The 25,186-nt window shown below is 59.8% G+C and carries 17 protein-coding genes; 12 read left to right on the top strand and 5 right to left on the bottom strand.

Annotated features, from left to right (window positions below; translation table 11 throughout):
- Nucleotides 1–5 precede the first annotated feature (5 nt).
- From EXY20_RS11895 to EXY20_RS11875, 5 genes are read right to left on the bottom strand one after another with little or no spacing between them, the layout of a single operon-like run.
- Nucleotides 6–1,130, bottom strand: a complete 1,125-nt coding sequence (locus EXY20_RS11895; RefSeq protein ID WP_135551170.1) for a Ger(x)C family spore germination protein — start codon at nt 1,128–1,130, stop codon at nt 6–8.
- Nucleotides 1,127–2,233 carry a GerAB/ArcD/ProY family transporter gene (locus EXY20_RS11890; protein ID WP_235885675.1) on the bottom strand — a complete coding sequence of 369 codons (1,107 nt, stop codon included), beginning with the start codon at nt 2,231–2,233 and terminating at the stop codon, nt 1,127–1,129. The genes EXY20_RS11895 and EXY20_RS11890 overlap by 4 nt, the downstream gene beginning before the upstream one ends.
- Nucleotides 2,234–2,279: 46 nt before the next feature.
- Nucleotides 2,280–3,401 carry a Ger(x)C family spore germination protein gene (locus EXY20_RS11885; protein WP_135551166.1) on the bottom strand — a complete coding sequence of 374 codons (1,122 nt, stop codon included), beginning with the start codon at nt 3,399–3,401 and terminating at the stop codon, nt 2,280–2,282.
- Nucleotides 3,398–4,498 (bottom strand): GerAB/ArcD/ProY family transporter, encoded by a 1,101-nt coding sequence (locus EXY20_RS11880; protein WP_135551164.1) that lies wholly within the window; start codon nt 4,496–4,498, stop codon nt 3,398–3,400. The genes EXY20_RS11885 and EXY20_RS11880 overlap by 4 nt, the downstream gene beginning before the upstream one ends.
- A complete protein-coding gene (locus tag EXY20_RS11875; RefSeq protein WP_135551162.1) occupies nt 4,495–6,036 on the bottom strand; it encodes a spore germination protein in 1,542 nt (513 codons plus the stop codon). The genes EXY20_RS11880 and EXY20_RS11875 overlap by 4 nt, the downstream gene beginning before the upstream one ends.
- A 178-nt stretch (nt 6,037–6,214) precedes the next feature.
- Between EXY20_RS11875 and EXY20_RS11870 the strand changes: the two genes are divergently transcribed.
- The 12 genes from EXY20_RS11870 (at nt 6,215) to EXY20_RS11815 (ending at nt 25,115) form a co-directional block, all read left to right on the top strand.
- Nucleotides 6,215–7,165 (top strand): aromatic acid exporter family protein, encoded by a 951-nt coding sequence (locus EXY20_RS11870; RefSeq protein WP_135551160.1) that lies wholly within the window; start codon nt 6,215–6,217, stop codon nt 7,163–7,165.
- A 93-nt stretch (nt 7,166–7,258) separates the two neighbouring features.
- The gene (locus EXY20_RS11865; RefSeq protein ID WP_135551158.1) at nt 7,259–7,828 is read left to right on the top strand and encodes an outer spore coat protein CotE; all 570 of its coding nucleotides are present in this window, start codon (nt 7,259–7,261) and stop codon (nt 7,826–7,828) included.
- Between the two features lie 100 nt (nt 7,829–7,928).
- Nucleotides 7,929–9,422, top strand: a complete 1,494-nt coding sequence (locus tag EXY20_RS11860; RefSeq protein ID WP_135551156.1) for a putative amidoligase domain-containing protein — start codon at nt 7,929–7,931, stop codon at nt 9,420–9,422.
- A gap of 711 nt (nt 9,423–10,133) precedes the next feature.
- Complete coding sequence (gene mutS, locus EXY20_RS11855; protein ID WP_135551154.1) at nt 10,134–12,821, top strand: DNA mismatch repair protein MutS; 2,688 nt, start codon at nt 10,134–10,136, stop codon at nt 12,819–12,821.
- Nucleotides 12,822–12,855: 34 nt separating this feature from the next.
- On the top strand, nt 12,856–14,370 hold the full coding sequence (locus EXY20_RS11850) for a S41 family peptidase (protein ID WP_135551152.1): 1,515 nt from the start codon (nt 12,856–12,858) through the stop codon (nt 14,368–14,370).
- 366 nt (nt 14,371–14,736) lie between these two features.
- Complete coding sequence (gene mutL / locus EXY20_RS11845; protein ID WP_135551149.1) at nt 14,737–16,683, top strand: DNA mismatch repair endonuclease MutL; 1,947 nt, start codon at nt 14,737–14,739, stop codon at nt 16,681–16,683.
- 67 nt (nt 16,684–16,750) lie between these two features.
- The gene (locus tag EXY20_RS11840) at nt 16,751–17,542 is read left to right on the top strand and encodes a class I SAM-dependent methyltransferase (protein WP_135551147.1); all 792 of its coding nucleotides are present in this window, start codon (nt 16,751–16,753) and stop codon (nt 17,540–17,542) included.
- Nucleotides 17,539–18,498: a tRNA (adenosine(37)-N6)-dimethylallyltransferase MiaA gene (gene miaA / locus EXY20_RS11835; RefSeq protein ID WP_135551145.1), complete on the top strand. Its 960-nt coding sequence runs from the start codon at nt 17,539–17,541 to the stop codon at nt 18,496–18,498. Before EXY20_RS11840 ends, miaA begins: the two co-directional genes overlap by 4 nt.
- Before the next feature lie 54 nt (nt 18,499–18,552).
- Nucleotides 18,553–18,792: an RNA chaperone Hfq gene (gene hfq, locus EXY20_RS11830; RefSeq protein ID WP_135551144.1), complete on the top strand. Its 240-nt coding sequence runs from the start codon at nt 18,553–18,555 to the stop codon at nt 18,790–18,792.
- A 202-nt stretch (nt 18,793–18,994) separates the two neighbouring features.
- Nucleotides 18,995–21,541 carry a PBP1A family penicillin-binding protein gene (locus EXY20_RS11825; RefSeq protein WP_135551142.1) on the top strand — a complete coding sequence of 849 codons (2,547 nt, stop codon included), beginning with the start codon at nt 18,995–18,997 and terminating at the stop codon, nt 21,539–21,541.
- Nucleotides 21,542–21,860: 319 nt separating this feature from the next.
- Complete coding sequence (locus EXY20_RS11820; RefSeq protein ID WP_135551140.1) at nt 21,861–23,561, top strand: sensor histidine kinase; 1,701 nt, start codon at nt 21,861–21,863, stop codon at nt 23,559–23,561.
- 6 nt (nt 23,562–23,567) lie between these two features.
- Nucleotides 23,568–25,115: a response regulator transcription factor gene (locus EXY20_RS11815; protein ID WP_135551138.1), complete on the top strand. Its 1,548-nt coding sequence runs from the start codon at nt 23,568–23,570 to the stop codon at nt 25,113–25,115.
- The last annotated feature ends 71 nt before the right edge of the window (nt 25,116–25,186 follow it).

Here is a 25,186-nt window from a genome sequence, read left to right as displayed (position 1 = left end):
GGCGGTTATTTCATCGGGCCGCGGTGCTTCAAAGCCACTTTGACGGATACGGTGATATCCGCCGCGGCCATCGCTTCACCCCAATTCGCTTCCGTTTGTTTATAGGCCGGATAGGCATAAGCGCGCGCACGAATCCCGAACCCGATCGGATCGATGCGAAGCGCTTTTATTTTGTCGATCAGCGTTCGGAATCGTTCTTCGAGCCGCTTCGACACCAGCTGTTCGAGCCGGGCATCGTCGCCTTCGAGACTCAGCGGGAAAAGCGATTCCGTCAACGCCACGTCCATCCGGATCGTGACCTTGAAACGAAACCGGTCCTCGCGGTAAGAAGTGCCGTACTTCGAGCGTACCCGGATCGCGTCGAAGCCGATCGTGTCCGCGGTAAAAGGGTTGCCGTCCGCCTGCGGCTCAAGCGGCAGCACGAAGCTGAACGGTGTTTTTCGGCTGCCCTGAAGCAGAAGCAGCAGTGTAGTTTCCTCCGCCGTAAGGGAGGCGACGTATTGGCCCTGGCGGTTTAGCAGCGCCGTGCCAGTCAGCATCACTTCGTTTCCGGTTTCCAATTTGGCTTCGGTAATGGCAGGCGTTTGCCCCTTTTCGTACATTTGCCGATGGAAGTCGCGCAGCGTCGTTTTCAGCGATTCCGAGCGCCGGCTCTTCGTTTCAATCATGCTGCGCAGCATGAGCGGAAGCAGCGGCTGGTCTTGCGGCTCCGTCCGCACGAACGCCGGCATTGGGCCGTCCACCGCAACGATTCTAGTCGTCAGCGAATTTTTGGAATCGCGGAACACAACGTCCAGCAGCGGGAACCAGTTTTCCTGCTGGAGCAGCTTTTTGCCGATCAGGATGATCAGCGTCTTGCGGCCCAGTACGGAGCCTGCTGCACGGGCATCCAATTGCTCGCGCGATTGCCGAAGCGAGTCGGCTGTCACCGTTATTTTTCGCGAGCGTTTGTTCTCGTTTTGGCTGAACTCGGGCTGGATGGCGTATACGATCAGCTTTCCGTTCGCATCGAGGTCGTAGCCGGTCAAGAGCGGCAGTGTCACGTCTTCCAGATCCATACGGTCGTAGCAGCCGGCCAGCAGAGGCAGCAACAGCAGCACGAGGCCGGTCGCGCGCAAGCGGGCGTTCATGCGGAACCCCTCCGGATACGGTGTCGAAACAATGCGGCATACAACAACAGCACAACGGGCAGGGCGTAGCCGATTCCCAGCTCCATCCAGACGAGCACCCGCTCCATGCGGTCGTTCTGATGAAAGCCGGGAATATAAAAGAAGGTCGCGCCAGCAAGCAGCAGGCACCAGACTCGCAGGTGCGCGCGATGGTCCTGGCCGCCGAACAGCCTTGTGGTGCAGTAAACAGCCAGATGGGCCGTCGGAATCCAGGTGAGCGAAAAAATAATCAGGAAATAAGCGAGAAACAGCACTTCGATCCGTTCGACGAAGTTGAATTGAATCGTCTTGAGCACATTGACGACCGGCTCGTTGTATACCGTAATTTCGTCCGGACTGAAATAAACGAAGCAAACGACAGTGGTGAGGACGAAGGTGAACAGCGACAACGAATTGGACACGATTACGCCTGCGGCGGCCTTGCTCTTGTCTTTCAGGAATGGATACAAAAGAAAGACGGCGCTGATGCCTGAGAAGGACAGCGGCGTTATTTCAAACGCGGTAAAAATAGGCTTCCATCCATCCTTAAGCACCGGAAACAAGTACAGCCAATGCGCATCCTTCAGCGGCAGCAAGTAAACGAGCGGCACCCAGAAGCTTACCGTGACGATGAGCTCGGCGTAACGGCCGACTACGCGCAGCCCGCCCCGGGCGATCGTATAGCTGGGCACAATCAGCAGCAGCATCGTGATGTACATTGGCGTTTGCTGCAGCAGCCATACTTTTGTGTACAGAATGGTTCTCACCAGACAAGTATAACTGTAATAAAACGCCCACAACGCGAACAGTACATATACCGCTTTATATGCCCATTTGCCGAAGAGGAGAGATAGTTGCTCGGGAAAGCTGCCTTTCGGCAGCGCCTTCATCGCCGTCACGATGAGCAGGCTGGCGCCCGTCGACACGGTCCAACCGAGCAGCAGACTGATCCAGCCGTCCGTACCTGCTCGTTCGGCCAGCTCTTGCGGCAGGGCGAGCAGTCCGATGCCGACCTGCAACCCGAACAGAAGGGCGACAAATTGCACAAATGTAATCTCATTCAGCGCAGCCTGATTGGTGGACAAGACAGTCGCTCCTTTCGCCGGGTTTGTTCGGGTCTTGCCCGTACGGCTAATCGATGGGTCCGTCGCTGACGATCGACGTGCGGACCGAAACGTCGACGACGGCATTTGAAAAGGCGTCGCCCCAGTCGTTTTTCACCGCTTGAAAGTGCCGATACGCATAGGCTCGCGCATACAAGCCGAATCCGAACGGATCCAGCTTGTCCTGCTGGATGCGGCGGATCAAGCGGTCGATCTGCGCCTGTGTCTGTTCCCCGATCGTTCGCTCCAGCTCGTTGTCGCGATGGGCGCTGTCGAATGGAAACAATCGCTCCGTCAGTATAATCGGCATTCGGATGCGGACCGCGAAGCGGAATCGCCGGCCGCTTTCCGTCAGCCGAATGCGGGTATGGATGCGCTCGGAATTGAAGCTGAGCCGGTTGCGGACGAATGGCGACCGGTCCGGCTGGCCCGGGATCTCGACCGTAAATCCTACGGCGTTGCGCGCTTCCTTCTGAAGCACGCGCAGCAAGACGGATTCCTGCAAGCCCAGCGAGGCGGCGTATTTGCCGCGATGGTCGAGCAGTGCGGTGCCGCTGAGCATAATCTTGTTGTGTTCGTCGAAGCGGAACTCCGCGATCGCCGGAGTCACCGCCGGATCGTCCATTTGCCGCTTCAGCTCGAGCAGCGAGGTGTTCGCCGTTTCCGCGCGTTTGCTCCCCGAATCGATCATGCCTTTCAGCAGCAGCGGAAGCATCGGCTCATCCGACGGGGTTTCCCGCATCAGGTCGGCCAGCGAACAGTCGCATACGGCAACCCGCTGGTTAAGCGCGTCGCGGGAATCGCGGAAGAACGCATCCGTCAGCCGGAACCAGCTGTCCTGCTCCAGCACGCGTTTGCCGACCAGAACGATTTGCAGTTTTCTTCCGTTGAAGATGCCGCTCGACCGGATGTCCAACTGCTCGCGCGCTTGCCGCGCGGTTTCGGAAGGCACACTTACGACGACGGACGTTTGTTTCGCGTGCGGGGAGAAAACCGCACTGATCGCGTAGACGCGCAGCCGCTTGTCGTCGCCGATGTCGTAACCGAGCGCAAAAGGCGTCGACGCGTCTTCCAGGTCGATTCGGTCGCCGCAGCCGGCAAGCAGCAGGGCGATGGCGGCAAGCGGCGCAAGCAGCCGATGCGCTTTCATGCGGACCGGCTTGCCGCGATCCGGTCGCGCAGCCAGACGATGGCCAGCAGCGACGCCGGTGCGACATATTCGACGTAGAAGCCGGCTTTGCCGAGCCAATTGTTCAGCTGTTCGCTTTCTTTGGCGGTAGGCATGTAAACGAATGTAGCCGCAAGCACAAGCGCATAAGCCGCCAGAAGAAAAGGCCGGTGATTGCGTTTGCCGAACAAATAACCGATGCAAAATACGGCGGCATAAGTGGAAGGAATCCAGGACAACGAAAAAATGAACATGTAGATGGCGATGAACAGAACCTCGATGCGATCCACATACTTCATTTCCAGCGTTTTCAAAATCGTGATCGGCGGTTTGTCATAGTCGGTGAACTTGTCCGGGCTGAAGTAAACGAAACAAACGATCACGATAAACAGAAAGGCCAGCATCGCAATCGTATTCGAAGCGACGACGCACCACTCGGCCCCGCGTTTGTTGCTCAGAAACGGGAAAAAGACGAACGACGTGGCGAAGCCGATAAAATAATAGAACGTTGTCGCCACGGCGCCCATTACCGGCGACCAGCCTTCCTTAAGCACGGGAAGCAAATACAGCCAATGCGCGTTCTTCAGCGGCTGCAGGTAAAAGATGAACACCCAGATCGACAGTGCAAACGCCATTTCGGCATAACGGCCGACAATGTGCAGCCCGCCGCGCACGATCATGTAGGACGGGACGAGCAGCAGGAACATAATGACATATGCATGGGTGCTGGAGAGCAGCCATACTTGCAGCGTGAGCACCGTAGTTACCAGACAAGCGTAGCTGAAATACAGGAAGTAAAGCGCGATAACAAGCGCTGACGCTTTGCCGGCCCAGGCGCCGGCATAAGCCGCCAGCAGGTCCGGCAGCGTGCCTTCCGGACGCCGTTTCATCAGACGGACGAGAACGACGCTTGCCAGAACGGCAACCGCCCATCCGGCAAGAAGCGCAATCCAGCCGTCGGTGCCGGCTTTTGCCGCAAGCGCCTGCGGCAGCGTCAGGAATCCGATGCTGATTTGAATGCCGGCGTTCAGCAGAATGAATTGCATGCGCGTGATTTCGTTCAACCCGAACGCTTTCATGATTCGTCTCCCTTGGGGCGGTTGTCGCCCTGCCGCGTGTCCTGCACAGCCCGGGCGCTGACCGGACGCTGCTTCATTCGCCAAAGCGGCAGCCGCACGATCGAATCCTTCCAATCGGCGAACCGTCCCGGCGCGAACGGGCTGCCATAAGGGGTGCCAAGCGATTCGAGCGCAATCAGATGGCCGAGCATCGTCATCATGCCGACGACGATGCCGACGATGCCGAACATGGCGGCGGCGATCATCATCGCGAAGCGGATCAGCCGGGCGGCGGCGACCATGTCATAGTTCGGCAAAATGAACGAAGCGATGGCGGTGAAGGCGACGATGATGACCATCGTGTTGCTGATCAAACCGGCCTGTACGATCGCTTGCCCGATGACGATGCCGCCGACGATGCCGACGGTTTGGCCGACGGGGGCCGGCAGCCGCACGCCCGCTTCGCGCATCATCTCCAGCGTAATTTCCATCAGAATCGCTTCGACGAACGGCGGGAACGGCACCCGGCCGCGAAACTCGCCGATGGACAGCAGCAATTTGATCGGAATGATCTCGAAATTGTAGGAAATGACGGCGATATAGAATGCCGGCAGCAGAATGGCGACGAAAAAGGCGAAAAAGCGCAACAGCCGGATAAACGACGAAATCATCCAGCGGAAGCTGTAATCGTCGAAGCTCTGGAAGTACGACATGAACGTTGTCGGCGCGACGAGCACCGTCGGCGAACGGTCCACGACGACGACCAGCCTTCCTTGCAACAGCTGCGAAGCGGCGGCGTCAGGCCGTTCGGTCAGAATGAATTGCGGGAACGGCGAAAACGGATTGTCTTCGATATATTCGGCCAATTCGCCCGTATTGAGGATCGCGTCGACATCAAGCCGCCGGATGCGGTCTTCGAGCTCCTGCAGCACCTCGGGATGGGCAACGTCGGCCAAATACAGGATCGATACGTTCGTTTCGCCGCGCCGCCCGACGATCAACTCCTTCGTTTTCAGCTCGCGCTTCGGGATATACCGGCGCAGCAGGGCGATGTTCTGACCCGACGTCTCGACGAAGCCTTGATGGGCGCCGCGCAGCGAAGCTTCCAGTTGCGGGTCTTCCAGCGCGCGCTGCGGCCAGCCCTGGGTATCCATGGCATAAGCGCATGCGCTGCCGGCGATGAACAGCAGACAGGCGCCCCGGAACAACGCGGCGTCAACAGCGTTCCACGTCGACAGCTCGTTGATCTGGCCGACGGAAACCGTAAACGGATAGGGGCCGTTCGGCTCGTTCGTTTCAAATTGTAGCGGGCGCAGCACATTGTTGTTGATCGCGTTTTTGTCGACCAGGCCGTTAAAGTAAACGAGCATGGCGCGTTCGCCCGATTGTTTGACGATCAGGTGCCGCACCTGCAAGTCGGGCGTAAGCGCGAAGCGCGTCTTCAGTTCCTCTGCAATGCGCGCCAGATCGCCGGCGATCCGGTCGTCGGCCGGTTTGCTTTTTCCGCCGCCGGCGCGCGGACGATATTTCGAGATGCCGAACCATTTTGCCAGACGCATAGTTCCTCCACATTCGCCGCTCGCCGCTAATGGCCGCTTGACGTTATGGTTTCCACCTTGTCCCAATTTCACTCTCAAGGAAAAGAAAACGATTTTAGTCTTGAAAATTGTGCTCGTTCAGACGATAATGTCATTGATATGTAAACAATCATGACATCATGACGGAAGGGGCGGCATCATGATCATTCGTGTCATCAAAATGGCAATTGCGGCACTGCTCGCTGTTTATGCGGCGGAATGGGCGGGACTCGCCTCCGCGCCGTCGGCCGGCTTGCTCGCCGTAATCGGCGTCGACGCGACCAAGCGGCGCAGCCTGAAGGGGGCGGCCGCACGGCTGCTCGCTTCGGTGCTCAGTTTATGTTTCGCCTCGCTGCTGTTTATCGTCTGCGGCTTTCACATTTGGGTGATCGCGGCATTCGTACTTGTCGTCTATCCGCTGCTTGTCAAGGCGAAGCTGCAGGACGGCGTCGTTTCGGCGCTTGTCGTCATGCTTCATCTTTATGTGGCGCAGCGCACGGATTACGATATGCTTGCGGGCGAGCTTTCGCTGCTGCTTCTCGGACTCGGAATCGCTACGGTCGTCAATATGCTGTACACGCCGAATGCGGACCGCAAGCTGCTCGTGCTGCGCAAGCAGACGGAGCGGTTGTTCGGCCATATATTCTATGAAATCGGCGGCTACTTAAAAAACAAAGATCATCCGCTGTGGGACGGGCAGGAAGTGCTGCAGGCGGAGGAAACGATTCGGAAAGGGACGGAGCTTGCCCGGCATAACGAAGAAAATGCGCTGTTCCGCCCGGAGCACGATTGGGCCGTCTATTTTGCCATGCGCAAGCTGCAGTTCGAATCGATTGAACGCATGCTGGAGCTGTCGGCGCAAGTAACCGAAACGCTGCCGCAAGGGGCGGCGGTGGCGGAGCTGTTCGAGCTGTTGAACGAGGATGTACGTTCCGATTATTATACGGGCAATGCCGAAACGAAGCTGGCGGAGCTGGAGCACGCATTCAAAACGATGCCGCTGCCGGCCGCGCGCGCGGAGTTCGAGGTGCGTTCGGCGCTGCTGCAGCTGTGCATCGAACTGCGCAACTACTTGTCCATCGCCAAGCGGCGCAAGAAACGAAAAGCGTAGTGCTAGGTCCAAAAATAAATGAAATAAATAGCACACTAGACGAATGTCCTGCATACAATTTTATTGAATGATTGTATGGAGGAGGTTGAGAAGATGTCGATCGCAGATAGAGACCTGCAATGTCGGGAGATTATAACAAAAGCGGTATGCGGTAAAGGTCGCAAGTTCAGTCAGGTGAGCCATACGATTTCTCCGTCTAACGCTCCAACCAGCATCCTGGGCGCTTGGTGTATCAATAATCAATACGAAGCCGTCAAATCCAGCGAGGGCGTTGAGGTCATCGGTACTTACGACATCAACATTTGGTATTCGTACGACAGAAATACAAAAACGGACGTTGCCAAAGAAACGATTTCTTATGTTGATGTCATCCCGCTATCCTTCTTGGATAAAAAACATAAGGTTGCGACGGCGGAAGTGTCCGCCGTGGCGACGCAGGAGCCGAACTGCGTCGAAGCGAGCGTGTCGTCGCGCGGAGACGGCGTCCTGATTCGCGTCGAGCGGGAATTTCAAGTCGAGATGATCGCGGAAACGAAAGTGTGCGTCGTCGTGTGCAAAGGGGGCTGCGGCGAATTCGGCGACAAATCGTACGATTTCGACGGCGGCGATGCCGGCGACTACGAGGATCTCGATCCGAGCCTGCTGGAAGACGAAGCGGATTGATCGTTTGTTAGCAGTATATGAGCGGAGCGGGTATTTTGTTGAGGGCATTCGCCCTCTTTTTTGTTGAAAAATGAGGCGGATGCGCGGGAAGGTGGGGGCGATGGACGTTTATTTGTTGCATGCGGGAGAGCCGGACGCCGTCAAGCTGGCGGACATGCTTGCAGTGAAGCACGGCAGGTCGCTGCCGCAAGGAGAAGCGCCGGAAACGGTCATTCGTTGGGGCGTTATTGCGCCGGAGCCGGGCGAAGGCCATGTGATGAATCCGCTGGCGGCGGCGCTGCGCTGCATGCGGCGCGCTTCGCGGAACGAGCTGCTTGCGCTGCACGGCTTGAAGCCGGCGCCTCCGCCGGACAGGCAGCCGGCCGGTTTTGCGCATGAGTTTTTCGTGCCGGTGTTTCATTTGCAGGCGCTGGCGCTGTATGAACGGGAACGCCCTTCGTCGCTCGTACTGGTCGGTCCGACGCGGCATCCGGGACGGTTTGCGGAGCGGATGGAGTTTCCGTTGCGGCACGACGGCGGCGCGTTGCCCGTTGCCTTTGCGGAAGCGGATTCGGCGGAAGCGGAGGGGGAGAAGCTTGGGTTTCACGGCAAACGGGCGGTGCGCGAAGCGGTCAAAGCTTTGTATGCGCTTGGTCTGGACTACGGCCTGGTGAGAATCGGCGTCACGCCGGAAGGCCGGACATGCGTCGCCGACGTGTTGCCGTTTCCGCGGCTGACGAAGCGGCTGACCGCACTGTTCGCCGAAGCGATCGGCTTTTACGCAAGCGAGCTTGCGGAAGACCGGCGTCGCGGCAGCCGCGCGCTGCGGCTCGGTGCGGACCCGGAATTTGTGCTGATGCGGGGCGGCAAGGTGGCGTTCGCCTCGCGGTATTTGGACAAGGAGGGGGAGGCCGGCTGGGACAACGTGATGCTGCCAGGCCGACAGACGATTACGCCGCTCGCCGAGCTTCGTCCGGAGCCGAGCCCCGATCCTCGCGAGCTGCTGCGCGGCATCCGCCGGGCGATGAGGATCGCGGCGGAGCGGATCGGCGACCCGCGCATCCGCTGGCTGGCCGGGGGCATGCCGGTGCGCGGGCTGCCGATCGGCGGGCATGTGCACATCAGCGGCATAACGCTCAGTTCGCGGCTGCTGCGCCTGCTTGACAACTACACGGCGCTGCCGCTGGTCCTGCTCGAAGGGGCGGGGGCCGGACGCCGCCGGCCAAAGTACGGCTTCCTCGGCGACTTCCGCCGGCAGCCGCACGGCGGCTTCGAATACCGCACGCTGCCGAGCTGGCTGGCCGATCCCGAGCTGGCGCTCGGCGTGCTGGCGCTCGTTCGCGTCGTTGCGGCGCATCGCCGCGAGCTCGGCAAACGGCCGCTGGCGCATCCGGACGTGCAGCGCGCCTATTATGCCGGCGACAAGGCGGCGCTGCTGCCGCATGCGCGCGAGCTGTGGCGCGACCTGGAAGCGACGGGCGAGTACGCGGCTTACGCGGACGCGCTGGAACCGCTGAAAGCGCGCGTGCTCGGCATGCAGGCACTGGACGAAAGCGAAGACATTCGCGTCAAGTGGGGGATGGACGGCGTGCCGGCGGGGCGGCGACGGGGGTAGCTGGCAACCAGCAAATGAATTTACATTGCCAGGCATGAATGCCCGTCCCCCCGTACATGAACGGTCAGGGAGATAAGGCTGAAATCAGCCTTGCAGCGACGAATTGGCGCGTGGCGAGCGAAATAAGGCAGAAATCAGCCTTGCATCGGCGAATGGGTGCGTGACAAGCGAAATAAGGCTGAAATCAGCCTTGCAGCGGCGAATAAGTGCGTGACGAGCGAAATAAGGCTGAAATCAGCTTTGCAGCGGCGAAATGGTGAGTGGCGAGCGAAATAAGGCTGAAATCAGCCTTGCAGCGGCGAATGGGTGCGTGACAATGCTGATAGCTCGGAGCTACGAGGTCGAAGTAGGCAGTGGGTATTTGAGCGTAGTGCGGGTACCAGTAAAATGTTCACGCTCCATTTCGCTTACATGCAAAAATGCACGAAAAGTCAAAAAACAGCCAAAGTTTACCGATTGCAACCTACACTTACATTAATGCAGTTAAACAAATTCGATTTACCTAGTTCGCCGGCCTCATGCGTCACATTTTAGCGCAGGTTTCCTGCGCTGTAGCCCCGTGGCGGGTGCGTGCGGCACAATTCTGATACCAAAAATCCTTCCATTTGATGGGGGGATTTTTTGGTTGTCGAAACGTGAGGCGGTTTATGCCGGTTTTGCCGATTCGTGCTATAATAGGCGATGTATCGCAAGCGGATGTGGAGGATCTCTATGACGACCAAATATACGCCGATGATGGAGCAATATTTATCGGTGAAAGCGACTGTGCCGGATGCGTTTTTGTTTTTCCGGCTGGGCGATTTTTACGAAATGTTTTTCGACGACGCGCTGCTGGCCACCAAAGAGCTGGAAATTACGCTGACCGGACGCGAAGCGGGTGCGGAAGAGCGCGTGCCGATGTGCGGAGTTCCCCATCATGCCGTGGAAACGTACATAGCGAGATTGATTGAAAAAGGGTACAAAGTCGCGATTTGCGAACAAGTCGAGGACACGGCGGAGGCGAAAGGCGTCGTACGCCGCGAAGTGGTGCGCATCGTTACGCCGGGCACGCTGATGGACGGCAAGCTGCTGCAGGAAGGAGCGAACAACTATATCGCCTGCGTGGCGGCAGCGAACGGCTTGTTCGGCTTCGCCGCCTGCGACATTTCGACCGGCGAGCTGCATGCGGCAAGCGTGGCGATGCCGTTGGAGCAACTGACGGACGAACTGTCCATCTTCGCCCCGGCCGAGCTCGTGGCTGCTGCGCCGGTCCTGGAGCTTCTGAAGGCGCAGCCGGCTGCCGGATTGCGCCCTTATGTCTCCACGGCATGGGATCGGCCGGCGGACGCCGCTTTGTTTTTCGGCGACGAGCGCGAATTGGTCGAGTTGGAGCGGCTCGGGGCCGCATCGCGGCAAGCGGCGCTGCAGCTGCTCGGCTATCTCGGCGAAACGCAGAAACGGTCGCTATCGCACATTACCCGGATTCGTCGATACGAGCCGAATCAATATATGACGATGGACCCATTCACCCGGCGCAATCTGGAGCTGCTCGAGACGGTGCGCGACCGCGGCAAGCGCGGCTCGCTGCTGTGGCTGCTCGACGAAACGGTGACGGCGATGGGCGCGCGTCAGCTGCGCAAGTGGATCGAGAAGCCGCTGCTCAGCGTCGCCCGCATCGAGGAACGGCTGGAAGCGGTCGAAACGATGTACAAGCAGCTGATTGTGCGCGACGATATCCGGACGCAGCTCAAGGACATGTACGATCTGGAGCGGCTCGTGGCCAAAATTTCCTATGGCACGGCGAACGGACGCGATCTGTTGGCGCTCAAGCTGTCGCTGCGGCAGCTGCCGGAACTGCGCGCCGTGTGCGCCGCTTCCGGCTCGGCTACGCTGGCTGCGCTTGTCGCGAAGCTGGACGACTGCGCCGATATCGCGGCGTGGATCGACGCCGCCATTGTGGAGGAGCCGCCGGTATCCGTGCGTGACGGCGGGATCATCAAGCTCGGCTACCACGAGCATCTCGACAAGCTGAAGGAAGCGGACCGCGGCGGCAAGAAGTGGCTGGCCGAGCTGGAATCGCGCGAGCGCGAGGCGACCGGCATCAAGTCGCTGAAGATCGGCTACAACAAAGTGTTCGGCTATTATATTGAAGTGACGCGAGCCAACCTGGGGCAATTGCCGGAAGGCCGCTACGAGCGCAAACAAACGCTGGCCAATGCCGAGCGGTTCGTGACGCCGGAACTGAAGGAGCAGGAAGCGCTTATTCTCGAAGCGCAGGAGAAGATGGTCGACATCGAGTACGGCCTGTTCACGGAATTGCGCGAACGGATCGCCGGCGAAGTGCATCGGCTGCAGCAGGCGGCGAGCATCGTGTCGGCGGTGGACGCGCTGCAGTCGCTGGCCACGGTCAGCGCGGCTCACCGGTTTTGCCGTCCGGCGATCGGCGACGGGTATGATTTGCGCGTTGTTGCCGGCCGGCATCCGGTTGTGGAAGCGACATTGCCGCAAGGCGCTTTTATCGCCAACGACTCGTCGCTCGGGGAGAAGAGCGGGCACGTGCTGCTCATCACCGGACCGAATATGGCGGGCAAAAGCACGTACATGCGCCAGGTGGCGATCATTTGCGTGATGGCGCAGATCGGCTGTTTCGTTCCTGCCGACGAAGCCGAGCTTCCGCTGGTCGACCGGATATTCACCCGGATTGGCGCCGCGGACGATCTGATCGGCGGGCAGAGCACGTTTATGGTCGAAATGGCGGACATTCGCGTCATGACCGAAAAGGCGACCGACCGCAGCCTCGTCATTATCGACGAGCTTGGGCGCGGCACTTCAACCGGGGAAGGCATGGCGATCGCCCAGGCCGTCATCGAATATTTGCACGATCATATCGGTTGCAAAACGCTGGTTTCGACGCATTTTCACGAATTGTCCGGCCTTGAGACAAGCTTGCCGCATCTGCGCAACGCCCGCATGGCGGTCAAGGAAAACGATCGCGAAGTGACATTCCTGCGCAAGCTGGTGCCCGGTGCAGCCGACACGAGCTACGGCATTTATTGCGCCAGAATCGCAGGTTTGCCGGAGACGATCATCGAACGATCGTACGTGCTGCTCGGCGCCTTCGAACGAAGAGCGGCGCTGGCGGACGGCGCGGCTGGGGCTGTCAGCGCAGTACCGAAGCGGGAGCAGCCGCTGATCTTGCGCGAAACGGCAGCCGCCAAGGATGCGGTGCAGCTTAGCCTTTTCCCTGACGGGGCGGACGATGCTCACGGAGGCGTAAACAAGGCGCGCAAGCAGGCTTCGCGCGGCGAACAGCAGGCGGCGCAGCTTGCCGAGCAGCTTCGCACGGCGGATCTGATCAATATGACGCCGATGCAGGCGATGAATTTGCTGTTCGACTGGAAGAAGAAGTACAGCTCGTGAGGTTACGCCATTATACAAGGGAGAAGTGATCCCGATGGGAAACGGACTGAATGGCGAGAGTTTCGCCGTCACGCGCAAGACCCGCTCGCGCTCGTCCCGGGTAACCCGCTTCGGAACGAAGCTGGCAGGTTTGGCGCTGGCTGCGATGCTGCTGATGCCGCCTGCTGCGGCGTTTGCGGCCGAGCCGGAAGGGAGCGGCGTTTCGCCGGCCGTCGGCGAAGTGCTGGATTGGCTTTCGCGCGTCCATGTCAGCGGCACGGATCGAAGCGCGCTGGAGGCAGCCGCGATCAAGGGCATGATCGACTCGCTCGGCGATCCGTATACGCAATATATGACGGCGGCGGAATGGAACCAGTTCGAAAGCTCGCTCGAGCAGCGTTATGTCGGCATCGGCGTTCGGCTGGAGCAGGATGAGCGGGGGTTTCTGGTGATCGAAGTGTTTGCCGGTTCCCCCGCCGAAGCGGTCGGCATGCGTGCCGGCGATTACATTGTCGCCGCGGACGGCAAGTCGTATGCCGGCAAAACGATGAATGAATTGACGGCGGCGATTATGGGGACGGCCGATACGAAAGTCGATGTGACGTACGTGCGCGACGGCGATACGAAAACCTCGACCATGACGCGCAAGCCGGTCGCGATTCAGACGGTGAGCGGTTCGCGGATGGAGGGCGGCGCCGGGTATATCCGGATCGACAGCTTCTCTAGCGATGCGGACGAGCTGTTCGCCAGCAAGCTGGACGAGCTGGAGAAACAAGGGATCACGTCGCTGATCGTCGATTTGCGCGGCAATCCCGGCGGTCTGCTCGATTCGGCGAGCAATATCGCCAAACGGTTCATAAAAGATGGCGTCCTTATCCATACAAGCGACCGCAATCATGTCGACGACCCGATCCGGCTTAGCGGAGGATCGACGGTAGCTTATCCCGTCACCGTGCTCGTCGACCAGAACAGCGCCAGCGCATCGGAAGTGTTGTCCGGGGCGCTGCAGGACTATCGTGTCGCCACGATTGTCGGCACGGTAACGTACGGCAAAGGCAGTGTGCAGACGATCTATTCGATTGCCGGCGGCGGTATGCTGAAGGTAACGATCGAAGAGTATTTGACGCCGAACAAGCACAAGGTGAACAAGGTCGGCATCAAGCCGGACGTCGAAGTGACGGGCGAAATCGCGCAAACGATCAAGGCGGTTCACTTGTCCGGCGTGGCGGATGTGACGATCCGGCAGCAGCCGGGGGGCATTGTCGTCAACGGGACGCCGTTTCTGGAACGGCTGAACGTCATCCGCGACAAAGGGCGCGTGTATGTGCCGTCCCGCACGCTTGCAGCGCTGGTTGATGCCGATGTCGCCTGGAACGGCGACACGAAGTCGGTCAGCATCGCCGCAGGCGGGTTTTCGGCTTCGTATGCTACCGGCGACGACAGCGGCAAATTTGTCGACGGCACGATGTATGTGGCGCTCGACGCTTTCGCCTACGCGTTCGACGATGTGACGTGGAGCGACGACGCCGGCGTGCTGACGCTTCACGGCGTTGGGTCGAGCCGTCGCTGATGCTTGGGCGGCCTGTCATCGTGAAATTGGCCATGAAAAATGGTTTATTTGCCCGTTTTTACGCGGCACGTCAAAAATAACCAGCGAATACGCTGGCTATTGTGCTCCGATTGCTCCGAAATCGAACATTCCAACATAATAGCCAGCGATTTTACTGGCTATTTCATTAGTAGCTCGCCGAATCGGCGAAATAGGCCATGTTTTCACTGGCTATTTTTCGGCGAGGCTGGTGAGGCTGATCATGAAAGCCTTGTTTTGATGGCGGTGCCCGGCAAGCGTTTGTCGGATATCGCGTCGATTGCTGCGGTAGATGAAAGTAGGGAATGGGCTGCTTAACTGACGGCTGGATGCGGGAGGGATGGACGAATGGGCATCATTCAAGTGCTTGACGATCATATTGCGAACCAGATCGCGGCGGGCGAAGTGGTGGAGCGACCATCCTCGGTCGTCAAAGAGCTGGTGGAAAATGCGATCGACGCCGGCGCCGGCCGAATCGACGTGACGATCGAAGAAGGCGGCTTGACTTACATCCGCGTGGCCGACAATGGCAGCGGCATGGCGGAGGACGATTGCCGTACCGCTTTCTTGCGCCATGCCACGAGCAAAATCGCCTCGGGCAAAGATTTGTTTCGCATCCGCACGCTGGGATTCCGAGGCGAAGCGCTGCCTAGTATCGCGGCGGTGGCAAAAGTGGAATGCCTGACTTCGTCCGGTGCGGACGGATCGGGCTGGAAACTCGTCATCGAAGGCGGCGAAGTACGTTCGTTTGCGGAGGCGGCAGCGTCGCGCGGCACGGACATTCAGGTGCGCGACTTGTTCTTCAATACGCCGGCCCGGCTCAAGTACATGAAGACGATTCAAACCGAACTCGGCAATGTGTCGGATTATATGAACCGGCTGGCGCTTGCTTTTCCGGCGATTGCGTTTACGCTGCGGCATAACGGCAATGTGCTGCTGCAAACGTTGGGCGGCGGCGACTTGTTGCAGGTGATTGCGGCGGTTTATGGAAGCGGAGCCGCCAAGCAGCTCGTCAAAGTGGAGGGGGATAACCTCGACTTTGGCTTGACCGGATATGTGTCGCGGCCTGAGCTGACGCGTTCGAACCGCTCCGCCGTGACGGCGATTGTAAACGGCCGCTATATCAAAAACTTTGCGCTCGCCGGCGCCGTTTTGAACGCTTATCGGACGCTGCTCCCGCTGCATCGGTTTCCGCTGGCGATCCTGCAGCTGACCATGGAGCCGAGCTTGCTCGACGTAAACGTCCATCCGGCGAAGCTGGAAGTACGATTCAGCAAGGAACAGGAGTTGATCCTGTTCGTGGAGGAGTCGATTCGCCAGGCATTGCGCGGCCAGGTGCTTATTCCGCAAGGAAACAAACCGGCTTCGGCGCGCCCTGCCGTCGTCCAGGAGCAGCTTGCGCTCTATCGCGCCGAAACGCCGGTTGACATGCCGTTCGGCGGCGCTTCAGCAGCCGCTGCGCCTCCGCCAGCGCGTTTCGCGCCTCCCGGCCCCGCCGCAGCCGCTGCGCCTTCGCCAGCGCGCGTCGCGCCGCCCGGTCCCGGCTCCACCGCAGCCGCTGCGCCTACTCCCGCGCGCTACACGCCGCCGCCCGGCCCCGGCCCCGCCAGCGCCGCTGCGCCGACGCCGCAGCGACCGGCGGCTCCGCTGCCGGCGGACAAGCTGGCGGCGCTGCTCGAGCCGGCGCCGGACGCTCCGGCGGAGCTGCCGCAGTTCCCGCGGCTGTCGCCGATCGGCCAACTGCACGGTACTTACATCGTTGCGCAGAACGAAACCGGGCTATATTTGATCGACCAGCACGCCGCACATGAGCGGATCAATTACGAATATTTCTACGCCAAATTCGGCGAACCGGCCGACGCAAGCCAGCAATTGCTGGTGCCGATCACGCTCGACTATACGCCGGGCGAAGCGGAGCAACTGGCGGCCAAGCTGCCGCTGTTCGAGCAAGCGGGCGTTTATCTCGAGCCGTTCGGCGGCAGCACGTTTATCGTCCGGGCGCATCCGTACTGGATGCCCGAGGGCGACGAAAAAGAAATCATCGAAGAAATGGCCGAGTGGATCCTGAGCGAACGCAAGCCGATCGATCTGTCCCGCCTGCGCGACAAGTCGGCGGCCCTGTGCTCCTGCAAGGCGTCGATCAAAGCGAACCAGAGCTTGAGCATCGCCGGCATGGAAGCGCTGCTCGACCGGCTGGCCGCTTGCGGCAACCCGTATACGTGCCCGCACGGAAGGCCGATCGTTGTGAGCTTCTCCAGTTACGAGCTGGAAAAAATGTTTAAACGCGTCATGTAACGGAAACGATAGCGAACAATCGCAACTGCTGCCGGAAAGCGGCGTATTATATAAAGGGTGTTTATTCATGCTGGTTACTACATCATACGAACCGTCCCCGGAGCAGTTGGACCGGGGACGCCGGCTGGCTGCCGAAGCCGGCGGCACGTTCGTGCCGCGCAAGCGGCTCACGCTTCCCGGCATGCGGGCCAAGTTCGGCACGCCGGGAGGAGAAGCGCCCGCCATTCTCGTCGCGACGGAGCGCGAGCTGAAGTATTACACGCCGGAAGGAACGGCGCTGTTCTTCCATCCGAGCACGGCGTCGATTCGCGCCAAACGGCTGCTTCGCGGCGAAGACGACATCATGCTTGCCGTCACCGGCGTCATGCCGGGCGACCGGGTGATCGACTGCACGGCCGGGCTCGGCTCGGACGCCATCGTGTTCGCTTTGGCAACCGGCCCACTGGGCGCAGTGACCGCACTCGAAAGCGAACCGGCCGTCGCCTTGCTGCTGCAGGAAGGGCTGGCCGTTTACGTCAGCGGCATTGCGGCGCTGGACGAAGCGATGCGGCGGATCGACGTGCGTCGCGTCGATCATCTCGCTTATCTGCGCGAGCAGCCGGACAACAGCGCCGACATCGTTTATTTCGATCCGATGTTTCGCCGACCTATCGGCGCCTCGAGCTCGATTTCGCCTTTGCGCGGTATGGCCAACGACGGGGCGCTGTCGCCCGAAGCCGTCGCCGAAGCGGCCCGTGTCGCCCGCAAGCGGGTCGTGCTCAAGGAGCACCGCGACAGCGGCGAATTTGCCCGCCTCGGCTTCGAGAAGAACGCGCGCGGCGGCGCGACCAAGGTCGCTTACGGGGTGATGACGCCATGACGGACAAGCTTCCTTTAATGGCGATCGTGGGCCCTACCGCCGTCGGCAAAACGAAGCTCAGCCTTGCGGTCGCGCAGGCGCTCGGCTGCGAAATCATTTCCGGCGACTCGATGCAAGTGTATCGCGGCATGGATATCGGCACCGCCAAAGCGACACCGGAAGAGCGGGCGATCGTGCCTCATCATCTGATCGATATCGTTTCGCCGGACGAGCCGTTTTCGGCAGCCGATTTTCAAACAAGCGCCCGCGAGTTGATCGCCGCCATCCACGGAAGAGGCAACCTTCCGCTCATTGTGGGCGGGACGGGCTTTTACATCGAGTCGTTGTGTTACGACTTCCGGTTCAGCGAGGCGGGGGCAGACGAAGCATTCCGCGACGAGCAGCAACGCTTCTTGCGCGAGTTTGGCGAACAGGCGCTGCACGATCGGCTGCGCGCCGTCGATCCGCAAGCGGCGGACCGGCTGCATCCGAACGATTCGCGGCGGGTCGTGCGCGCGCTGGAAATTGCCCATTTGACGGGCGTCACCGCAACCGAGCATTTGGCGTCCCAGACGAAGGAACCGCGATACGATTTGTGTCTCGTCGGGTTGACAATGGATAGGTATTTACTATATAAACGAATTGAAGCGCGCGTTGACGCGATGATGGCCGAAGGCTTGCTTGACGAAACGAAACGGCTGCTCGATCAAGGTTATGACAGCTGCCTCGTTCCGATGCAAGGGCTAGGCTACAAGGAAATGTCCGGCTTTCTGAGCGGCGGGCTGTCGCTTGAGGAGGCGGTGTCGCTGCTGAAGCGCAACACGCGGCGCTATGCCAAACGCCAGCTGTCCTGGTTCCGGCACATGGACGATATCCACTGGTTCGACGTTACCGATCCTGCGGAAGAAAGCAATATTTTGCAAACAATTATCCATCTGGCAGCAGGAAAGTTTGCGCGGCATGCGGAATATACATGAGAGCCGCGCATTCCAACATTCGTCGGTACACACCAATCAGTAGGGGGTTTTTTGATGAACAAGTCGATCAACATTCAGGACAATTTTCTGAATCAGCTGCGCAAAGAGAGTATTCCGGTTACCGTGTACCTTACGAACGGTTTTCAAATACGCGGCGTCATCAAAGCATTCGACAATTTTACGATCATCATTGACAGCGACGGCAGGCAGCAGATGGTTTACAAGCACGCGATCTCCACGTTTACGCCGCTGCGCGCGGTATCGTTCCTGCAGGACAACAACGCCGAGAGCTGATGGAGTCGAAACCTTTTGACAGGCTCACGCGTCTAATATCATACGCAAGCGAGGAACAACCCGGCTTTCGGGTTGTTCTTTTCGTAGAAACAGGATCGACGCGCTATGCATGCGCGGACAAGGATCCAAAACGCGATTCGGAATCGGTCGCAGGCGGGTAATGGAGAACGTTCCGGAACGCGACTGACAGGGGTGAGAGAGAATGGCCAAACAATCCGAGCATCAAGGAAGTCCGTCTTCGAGCGGAAAGAATGGATCCAAAAGCACCGCCGGCAAAAAACGCAAGCGCAAATGGAAGCCCGCCCGCATTGTGATGTGGTCGTTGGCCGTCGTGGCTGTCGGCGTCATCTGCGCGCTGGCCGGGTACATGTTCATTTTGTTCAATGGCGAAAAGCAGTACAACGCATCCGTCGACAAACTCGAAATGACCGAATCGACCAAATTTTACGGCCTCGATCTGAACAACAAGCCGGTGGAGGTGGCGACGCGCGCCTCGGGGCAAAACCGCGAGCTGGTCGATTTCAAGGAGATACCGCCGCTGCTGGCGGACGCCTTCATCGCTACCGAGGACAAACGGTTCGCCGAGCACTCGGGCGTCGATTTTATTTCGATCGGCCGCGCGCTCGTCAAGGACGTCATCAACCGCAGCGCGGTCGAGGGCGGCAGCACGATCACGCAGCAGCTGGCCAAAAACATGTTTCTGAACGCCGACAAAACGTTGTTCCGCAAGGCGACCGAAGTGTCGATCGCGATCGCGCTCGAAAATCACAACACAAAAGACGAAATTCTCGAAATGTACTTGAACCGGATTTATTTCGGCCAGTCGGTTTGGGGGATCAAGGCCGCGGCGAAGCTGTATTTTGGCAAGTCGAACCTGAACGACCTGAAGCTGTGGGAAATGGCCACGTTGGCGGGCATTCCCAAGGCGCCGTCCGTGTACAACCCGATCACCAACGCGGAAAAATCGAAGGATCGCCGCGCGACGGTGCTCATGCTGATGAACCAGCAAGGCTACATCACCGACGCCGAACGGGCAGAGGCGGAAGCGGTCGAATACGTGGCGCCGGTGCGAACGGACAGCAAAAAAAATTATTTGACGTTCCTCGACTACGCCGCGGGCGAAGCGGCCCAGGCGCTTAACATCGACGAAGATCAGCTGCTACGGGAAGGCTACAACGTCTACATGACGATGAACCCGGACGCGCAGCTGGCGATGGAGCAGTCGTACGAGAACGATGCCTTGTTCCAGAAGGATACCGATCCGCAGCAGAAAATCCAGAGCAGCATGGTCATCCTCGATCACCGCAACGGCAACATCGTGGCGATGATCGGCGGCCGCGACTATGTGAACAAAGGCCTGAACCGCGTCGATGTGAGGCGGCAGCCGGGTTCGTCGTTCAAGCCGATTGTCGTCTATGCGCCGGCGATCGAAAAGAAAGGCTTTACGCCTTATTCGATGCTGGAAGACAAACAAGCCACGTACGGCTATTATTCGCCGCGCAACTACGATGGCGTGTACCAAGGGCAAGTGACGATGTTCGAAGCGGTGCGCAAGTCGATAAACGCGCCGGCGGTATCGCTGCTGAACACCATTAAGGTGGGCACCGGAATGGACTTCGCCGAGAAGCTCGGCATCACCTTCGAACGTCCCCAGGACGAAAACCTCGCCATCGCCCTCGGCGGCATGACGAAAGGCGCGTCGCCGCTGGAGATGGCCAAGGCGTACAGTGCGTTTGCCAACAACGGGCAGCAGTACGAGCCGCATGCGCTGCTGCGCATTACCGACAAGGATGGCAAAGAGGTGTGGGCGACCAAGGATACGAAGCCGAAGCAAGTGATGTCGGCCAAAACGGCCTGGTACGTCAACTTGCTGCTGCAGGGCGTCGTCGACAGCGGCACCGGCACCGGGGCGAAGATGAACCGTCCGGTCGCCGGTAAAACGGGCACCACCCAGCTTGACCTGAAAGGCTTGGAGAAATACAACCGCGACGTCTGGTTCGTCGGCTTTACGCCCGAATGGACGGCCGCCGTCTGGGAAGGATTCGACAAGACGGATGCGAAGCATTACGTCACGTCCAGCGGCGGCCCGGACAAAATATTCAAGGACGTCATGACGAAGGCAATGGCCAAAATGCCGGTGAAGCCGTTCGTCAAGCCAAGCGGCGTTGACGACCTGAAGCAGGCACCGGATAAGATCACCGACCTGCAAGCGACGTATGTGCCGGAAAATCGCAAAGTGGAGCTGACCTGGACGTCGATGGGCGGCGGCTCGTTGTATCAGGTGTACCGCAAGGGCAGCAAAGATGAAGACTACAAGCAGCTCATTATTGTGCAAACGAACCAGTTGAACGACATTACGATCGTGCCGGGCGAGAAGTACGAGTATTACGTCGTCGTCGAAAAGCCGGACTCGGACGGCGTATCCGACAAGTCGAACACAGCGACGGTCGAAATACCGCCCGACGGCACCGGATCGCCGAGCCCGAGCGGCTCCGGAACACCTACGCCTTCGCCGTCCGGCAGCGTCTCGCCGACGCCAGGCGGCAGCGGATCGCCGAGCCCCGGCGGCAGCGGCAAACCTGGCGGAACGGCAACGCCAACGCCCACGCAGAAGCCGAGCGGCGGCGGCAACGGCACACAGTCGCCGGGCAAAACGCCGACGCCAACGCCATCGCCAAGCAACTCGCCGGCAGGCGGACAAAGCAAGCCGCCTGCCGGCAATAACGGCAATAATGGCAATCAACGCTAACGATGTCGCCACTTCGCATAACGCCGAAACGATTTCATTCGTTTCGGTGTTTTTTTGGCTTTTTATGCAGCGGTAGGAAAATGTCATATCGCGTCGAATACATTCAAGTGAATGTTCAAAAAGACGGCTTTTCAGCACCGAGAAGGTTGCATGAGCCTGCAGAAGGAGTAGCGGAGTTTAGGCGATACCTAAATGAGCAACGGACTTCAAGGGGGAATGCAAGATTCGATGCCGAGTTCGCTTCCTGATTTGCTTCGTGATCAAAAGTCGACTTTTTGAACTACCTTTACAAGTAAACGATACGAATGGATGTTTGGCGATGACAGTATGGACGAACTGGAAACCGCGCAGCTTCCGGTTCCGGCTGCTGCTTTATTTGTTCGTCGTCGGCTCGATTCCGCTGGCGCTGGCGGCTGTCGTCTTCTACCGCGAATCGTCCGGCTACTCCCGCGGCGAGTTGGGCGAACATACGAGAATCGCGCATATTGCCGCCGTTGCCGATCTGCAGGGCGTGCTGCAGGAAATGAACGCCGACGCCGCGATTGTCGCCGCGGATACCGTGCTGCGGCATTTCAATGCCGGTACGCCCGGGACGGATCGCACGACGGCGTTCGCGCGCATGCGCGAGCTGCGCGATACGATCGTCGGCGCCAGCCGCTATATTACCGATATATGCCTCTATATCGACAAGGACGGCAGTATGTTATGCGGCAATACGGAAGCGTTTGCGAGCGATTCGTCATCGCGTATGTTCATGAAGAACGAGAAACGTTACCGGATTGCGGCGTTTCGCGGCTTGGCGGGAGACGGACGCAACTACAGCGCTTTCGTGCTGAATACGGCGCTGGCGGAGCCGGAAACCGGCGTCGTTTACGGCCAAATCGCCGTAATCGCCAACGCCGGCGAGCTGCTGCGCGACATCGCGGCGCGTTATCCGGCCGCGGCGAAGCTAACCGTGGCGGACGGCGACATCGTCGCCGGCACGTCAGGATCGGCGCCGATGGAGACGGACGCGGCCGATTACGTCAGCACGATGCCGGTGGACGCCGGAGGCGCGGCGTGGTCGTCGACGCTGACGATGCGGGGCGACGCGATGACACAGGGATGGCGTTCGCTGCGCAACTCGCTGATCGCCTTGCTCGTGGTGCTGTTCGTCCTGTCGCTCGCCAGCGCGATCGTGTTCAGCCGTTTCGTCACCAAGCCGCTCGAAGCGCTGCGCAGGTTGATGAAGCGCGCCCAGGCCGGCGACTTGCGCGCGTACTGGACGGAGTCGAGCACGGCCGAAATCGACGATGTCGGCGACAGCTACAACGAGATGCTGTCGCGGCTCGACGAGCTGTTCCGCCGGTTCAAGCGCGAAGAAGCGCTGAAGAAGGAAGCCGAAATCGAAGCGCTGACTTATCAGTTGAACCCGCATTTTTTGTACAATACGCTGAATACGATCAAATGGGTGGCCAAAATGCACCGTACGCCGCAAATCGCCGACGCGGTCAGCGCGCTGGTGCGACTGCTGCAGGCGAGTCTCGGCAAGAAGGGCGAGTTTCTGACCGTGCGCGAGGAAGTGTCGCTGATCGGCGATTACATGGCGATCCAGACGTTCCGATACGGCGACCAGGTGCGGTTCGACGCGCAAATCGACCCGCTGTCGGCGCGTTGCCTCGTGCCGCGGATGATCCTGCAGCCGCTGGCGGAGAACGCAATCCTGCACGGGATCGCGCCGTCCGGCCGCAGCGGTACGGTTACGGTGCGGACATGGACCGAACGCGACATGCTGCTCTGTCAGGTGGAAGACGACGGTGTCGGGCTGCATCGCGCGGAACCGGCGGCACCCGCAGCAGCCGCGCGATCGGCACAGGCGCCGGACGGCGAGAGAGAGAAACTGAGCGGCATCGGGCTGGCTCATATCCGCGAGAAGATCAAGCTGTATTACGGATCGGACGCGAAGCTGTACGTTTTTGCCCAAATCGGAGGCGGCACGGTCGTCAGGCTGACGCTGCCGATCCATCTCGGAGAGGAGTAGCGGTACATGAATATACTCGTGGTGGACGACGAGCCGATCATTCGCACCGGGCTGCGCACGATGGTCGACTGGCAGCGGCACGGCCTGACGCTGTCGGGCGACGCCGCCGACGGCAGAGAAGCGCTGGAACGCATTCGCGAAGGCGGCATCGACATCGTACTGACCGACATCCGCATGCCGGTCATGGACGGGCTGGAGTTGATCCGCACGGCGCGCGCGGAATATGAGGACATCGGCTTTCTTGTGCTCAGCTGTCTTGACGACTATTCGTTCGTGCGCGAAGCGATGAAGCTGGGGGCCAGCGACTATATGCTGAAGCCGACGATGGAAACCGACGATTTGGTCGCGATTTTGCTTGATATGAAGCGCGATCTCGAACAGCGCCGGGAAGAGCGGCAGCGGCTGCGGCAATGGCGCAGCGAACGGGAGCAGTCGCGGCAATCGCTGCTGGCGGAGCGGGTGCGGCAGGCGATCGCAGGCGAACAGGGGAACTTGGCGCAACTGGATGCGGAGCTGTTCGGCCGTTGCCGGACGTTGCATGCGCTTCATTTGATCGGTACGGGACACGCGCTTGCCGCGGCGGAGCGAACGGAGGCGTACATGGCGGCCGTTTGCGCGCTGCCGCAGCCGGGCGGTTTGCTGCTGCTTATGCCGCTGCCGGAAGGGCGCTCGGCGCGGGAAGCGTACGAGATCAAGTACGCCGAGGCGCAGCAGCTCGCCTCCCAGCTCGGCCTGTTGGCCCGGGACGGCGATTGGACGGTTGCGGCAGGACCCGAGCTGACGCGTATCGCGCAGCTGCCGGGTGCCGTCGATTCGCACAAGCGCCGGCAGCGGGCGCGCTTCTACGGGACGGCAACGACCGTCGTCATGGCCGCTCCCGAAGAATGGCCGGCGGGACCGCTGCCGTTCGATATCCGCGGCGATTTGCTGCGCTCCGCGGCCAACGCCAACTTCGACGGCATGCGCCACCACGCCGATCGATTGTGCGAAGCGATCCGCGCAAGCAAGCCGGATGTAGCCGCGCTGCGCGAGTTTATGCGCGAGGTTGCCGGCATGTTGGCCGGTTTCGCCCATGGCGGCGAAACGGAAACAGGGGAGAACCTGCCGCAGCGGGAGCAGGCAGGCGGCTCATGGCTGGACGTTATGGATGCGGAGGGAATGTGCGCCCGTTTCCTTAATCACATAAATGATATAGGCGGCGAAAGACCGCCGCAAACGAGCCGCGCGGCGGCGAACAATCCGTTCATTCGCAATGCGCTTCGTTATATGCAGGAGCATTACCGCCGCAATATCGGCACGACCGATATCGCCGCGCATGTACGCCTGAGCCGAAGCTACCTGAGCGACTTGTACAGCCGCGAAGCGGGCGAATCGCTGATCGAAACGCTTACGCGCATCCGCATCGACAAGGCGAAGGCGCTGCTTCGTTCCGGCGAGATGAAAGTGTACGAAGTGGCCGGCGAAGTCGGTTTTCTCGATCCGAAGTCGTTCGCCAAAACGTTCAAGCGCATCGTCGGCTGCACGCCGAAGGAATACGAGCTGAAGCGCAATTGACGCGGCGGTTCGAACAGATAGGCACTTTTTCCAACAAATGCAGTCTACTTTTGGCCCGGGTTCGGCGTTAC

It is taken from the genome of Paenibacillus cymbidii (assembly GCF_004764705.1).
Taxonomy (GTDB): domain Bacteria; phylum Bacillota; class Bacilli; order Paenibacillales; family NBRC-103111; genus Paenibacillus_AN; species Paenibacillus_AN cymbidii.
This window is presented reverse-complemented; position numbering and strand designations above follow the sequence as displayed.

Coding starts and splice junctions, on each gene's coding strand:
- EXY20_RS11895 (WP_135551170.1), bottom strand. CDS start 1,130: ATGAACGCCCGCTTGCGCGCGACCGGCCTCGTGCTGCTGTTGCTGCCT.
- EXY20_RS11885 (WP_135551166.1), bottom strand. CDS start 3,401: ATGAAAGCGCATCGGCTGCTTGCGCCGCTTGCCGCCATCGCCCTGCTG.
- EXY20_RS11880 (WP_135551164.1), bottom strand. CDS start 4,498: ATGAAAGCGTTCGGGTTGAACGAAATCACGCGCATGCAATTCATTCTG.
- EXY20_RS11875 (WP_135551162.1), bottom strand. CDS start 6,036: ATGCGTCTGGCAAAATGGTTCGGCATCTCGAAATATCGTCCGCGCGCC.
- EXY20_RS11870 (WP_135551160.1), top strand. CDS start 6,215: ATGATCATTCGTGTCATCAAAATGGCAATTGCGGCACTGCTCGCTGTT.
- EXY20_RS11865 (WP_135551158.1), top strand. CDS start 7,259: ATGTCGATCGCAGATAGAGACCTGCAATGTCGGGAGATTATAACAAAA.
- EXY20_RS11860 (WP_135551156.1), top strand. CDS start 7,929: ATGGACGTTTATTTGTTGCATGCGGGAGAGCCGGACGCCGTCAAGCTG.
- mutS (WP_135551154.1), top strand. CDS start 10,134: ATGACGACCAAATATACGCCGATGATGGAGCAATATTTATCGGTGAAA.
- EXY20_RS11850 (WP_135551152.1), top strand. CDS start 12,856: ATGGGAAACGGACTGAATGGCGAGAGTTTCGCCGTCACGCGCAAGACC.
- mutL (WP_135551149.1), top strand. CDS start 14,737: ATGGGCATCATTCAAGTGCTTGACGATCATATTGCGAACCAGATCGCG.
- EXY20_RS11840 (WP_135551147.1), top strand. CDS start 16,751: ATGCTGGTTACTACATCATACGAACCGTCCCCGGAGCAGTTGGACCGG.
- miaA (WP_135551145.1), top strand. CDS start 17,539: ATGACGGACAAGCTTCCTTTAATGGCGATCGTGGGCCCTACCGCCGTC.
- hfq (WP_135551144.1), top strand. CDS start 18,553: ATGAACAAGTCGATCAACATTCAGGACAATTTTCTGAATCAGCTGCGC.
- EXY20_RS11825 (WP_135551142.1), top strand. CDS start 18,995: ATGGCCAAACAATCCGAGCATCAAGGAAGTCCGTCTTCGAGCGGAAAG.
- EXY20_RS11820 (WP_135551140.1), top strand. CDS start 21,861: ATGACAGTATGGACGAACTGGAAACCGCGCAGCTTCCGGTTCCGGCTG.
- EXY20_RS11815 (WP_135551138.1), top strand. CDS start 23,568: ATGAATATACTCGTGGTGGACGACGAGCCGATCATTCGCACCGGGCTG.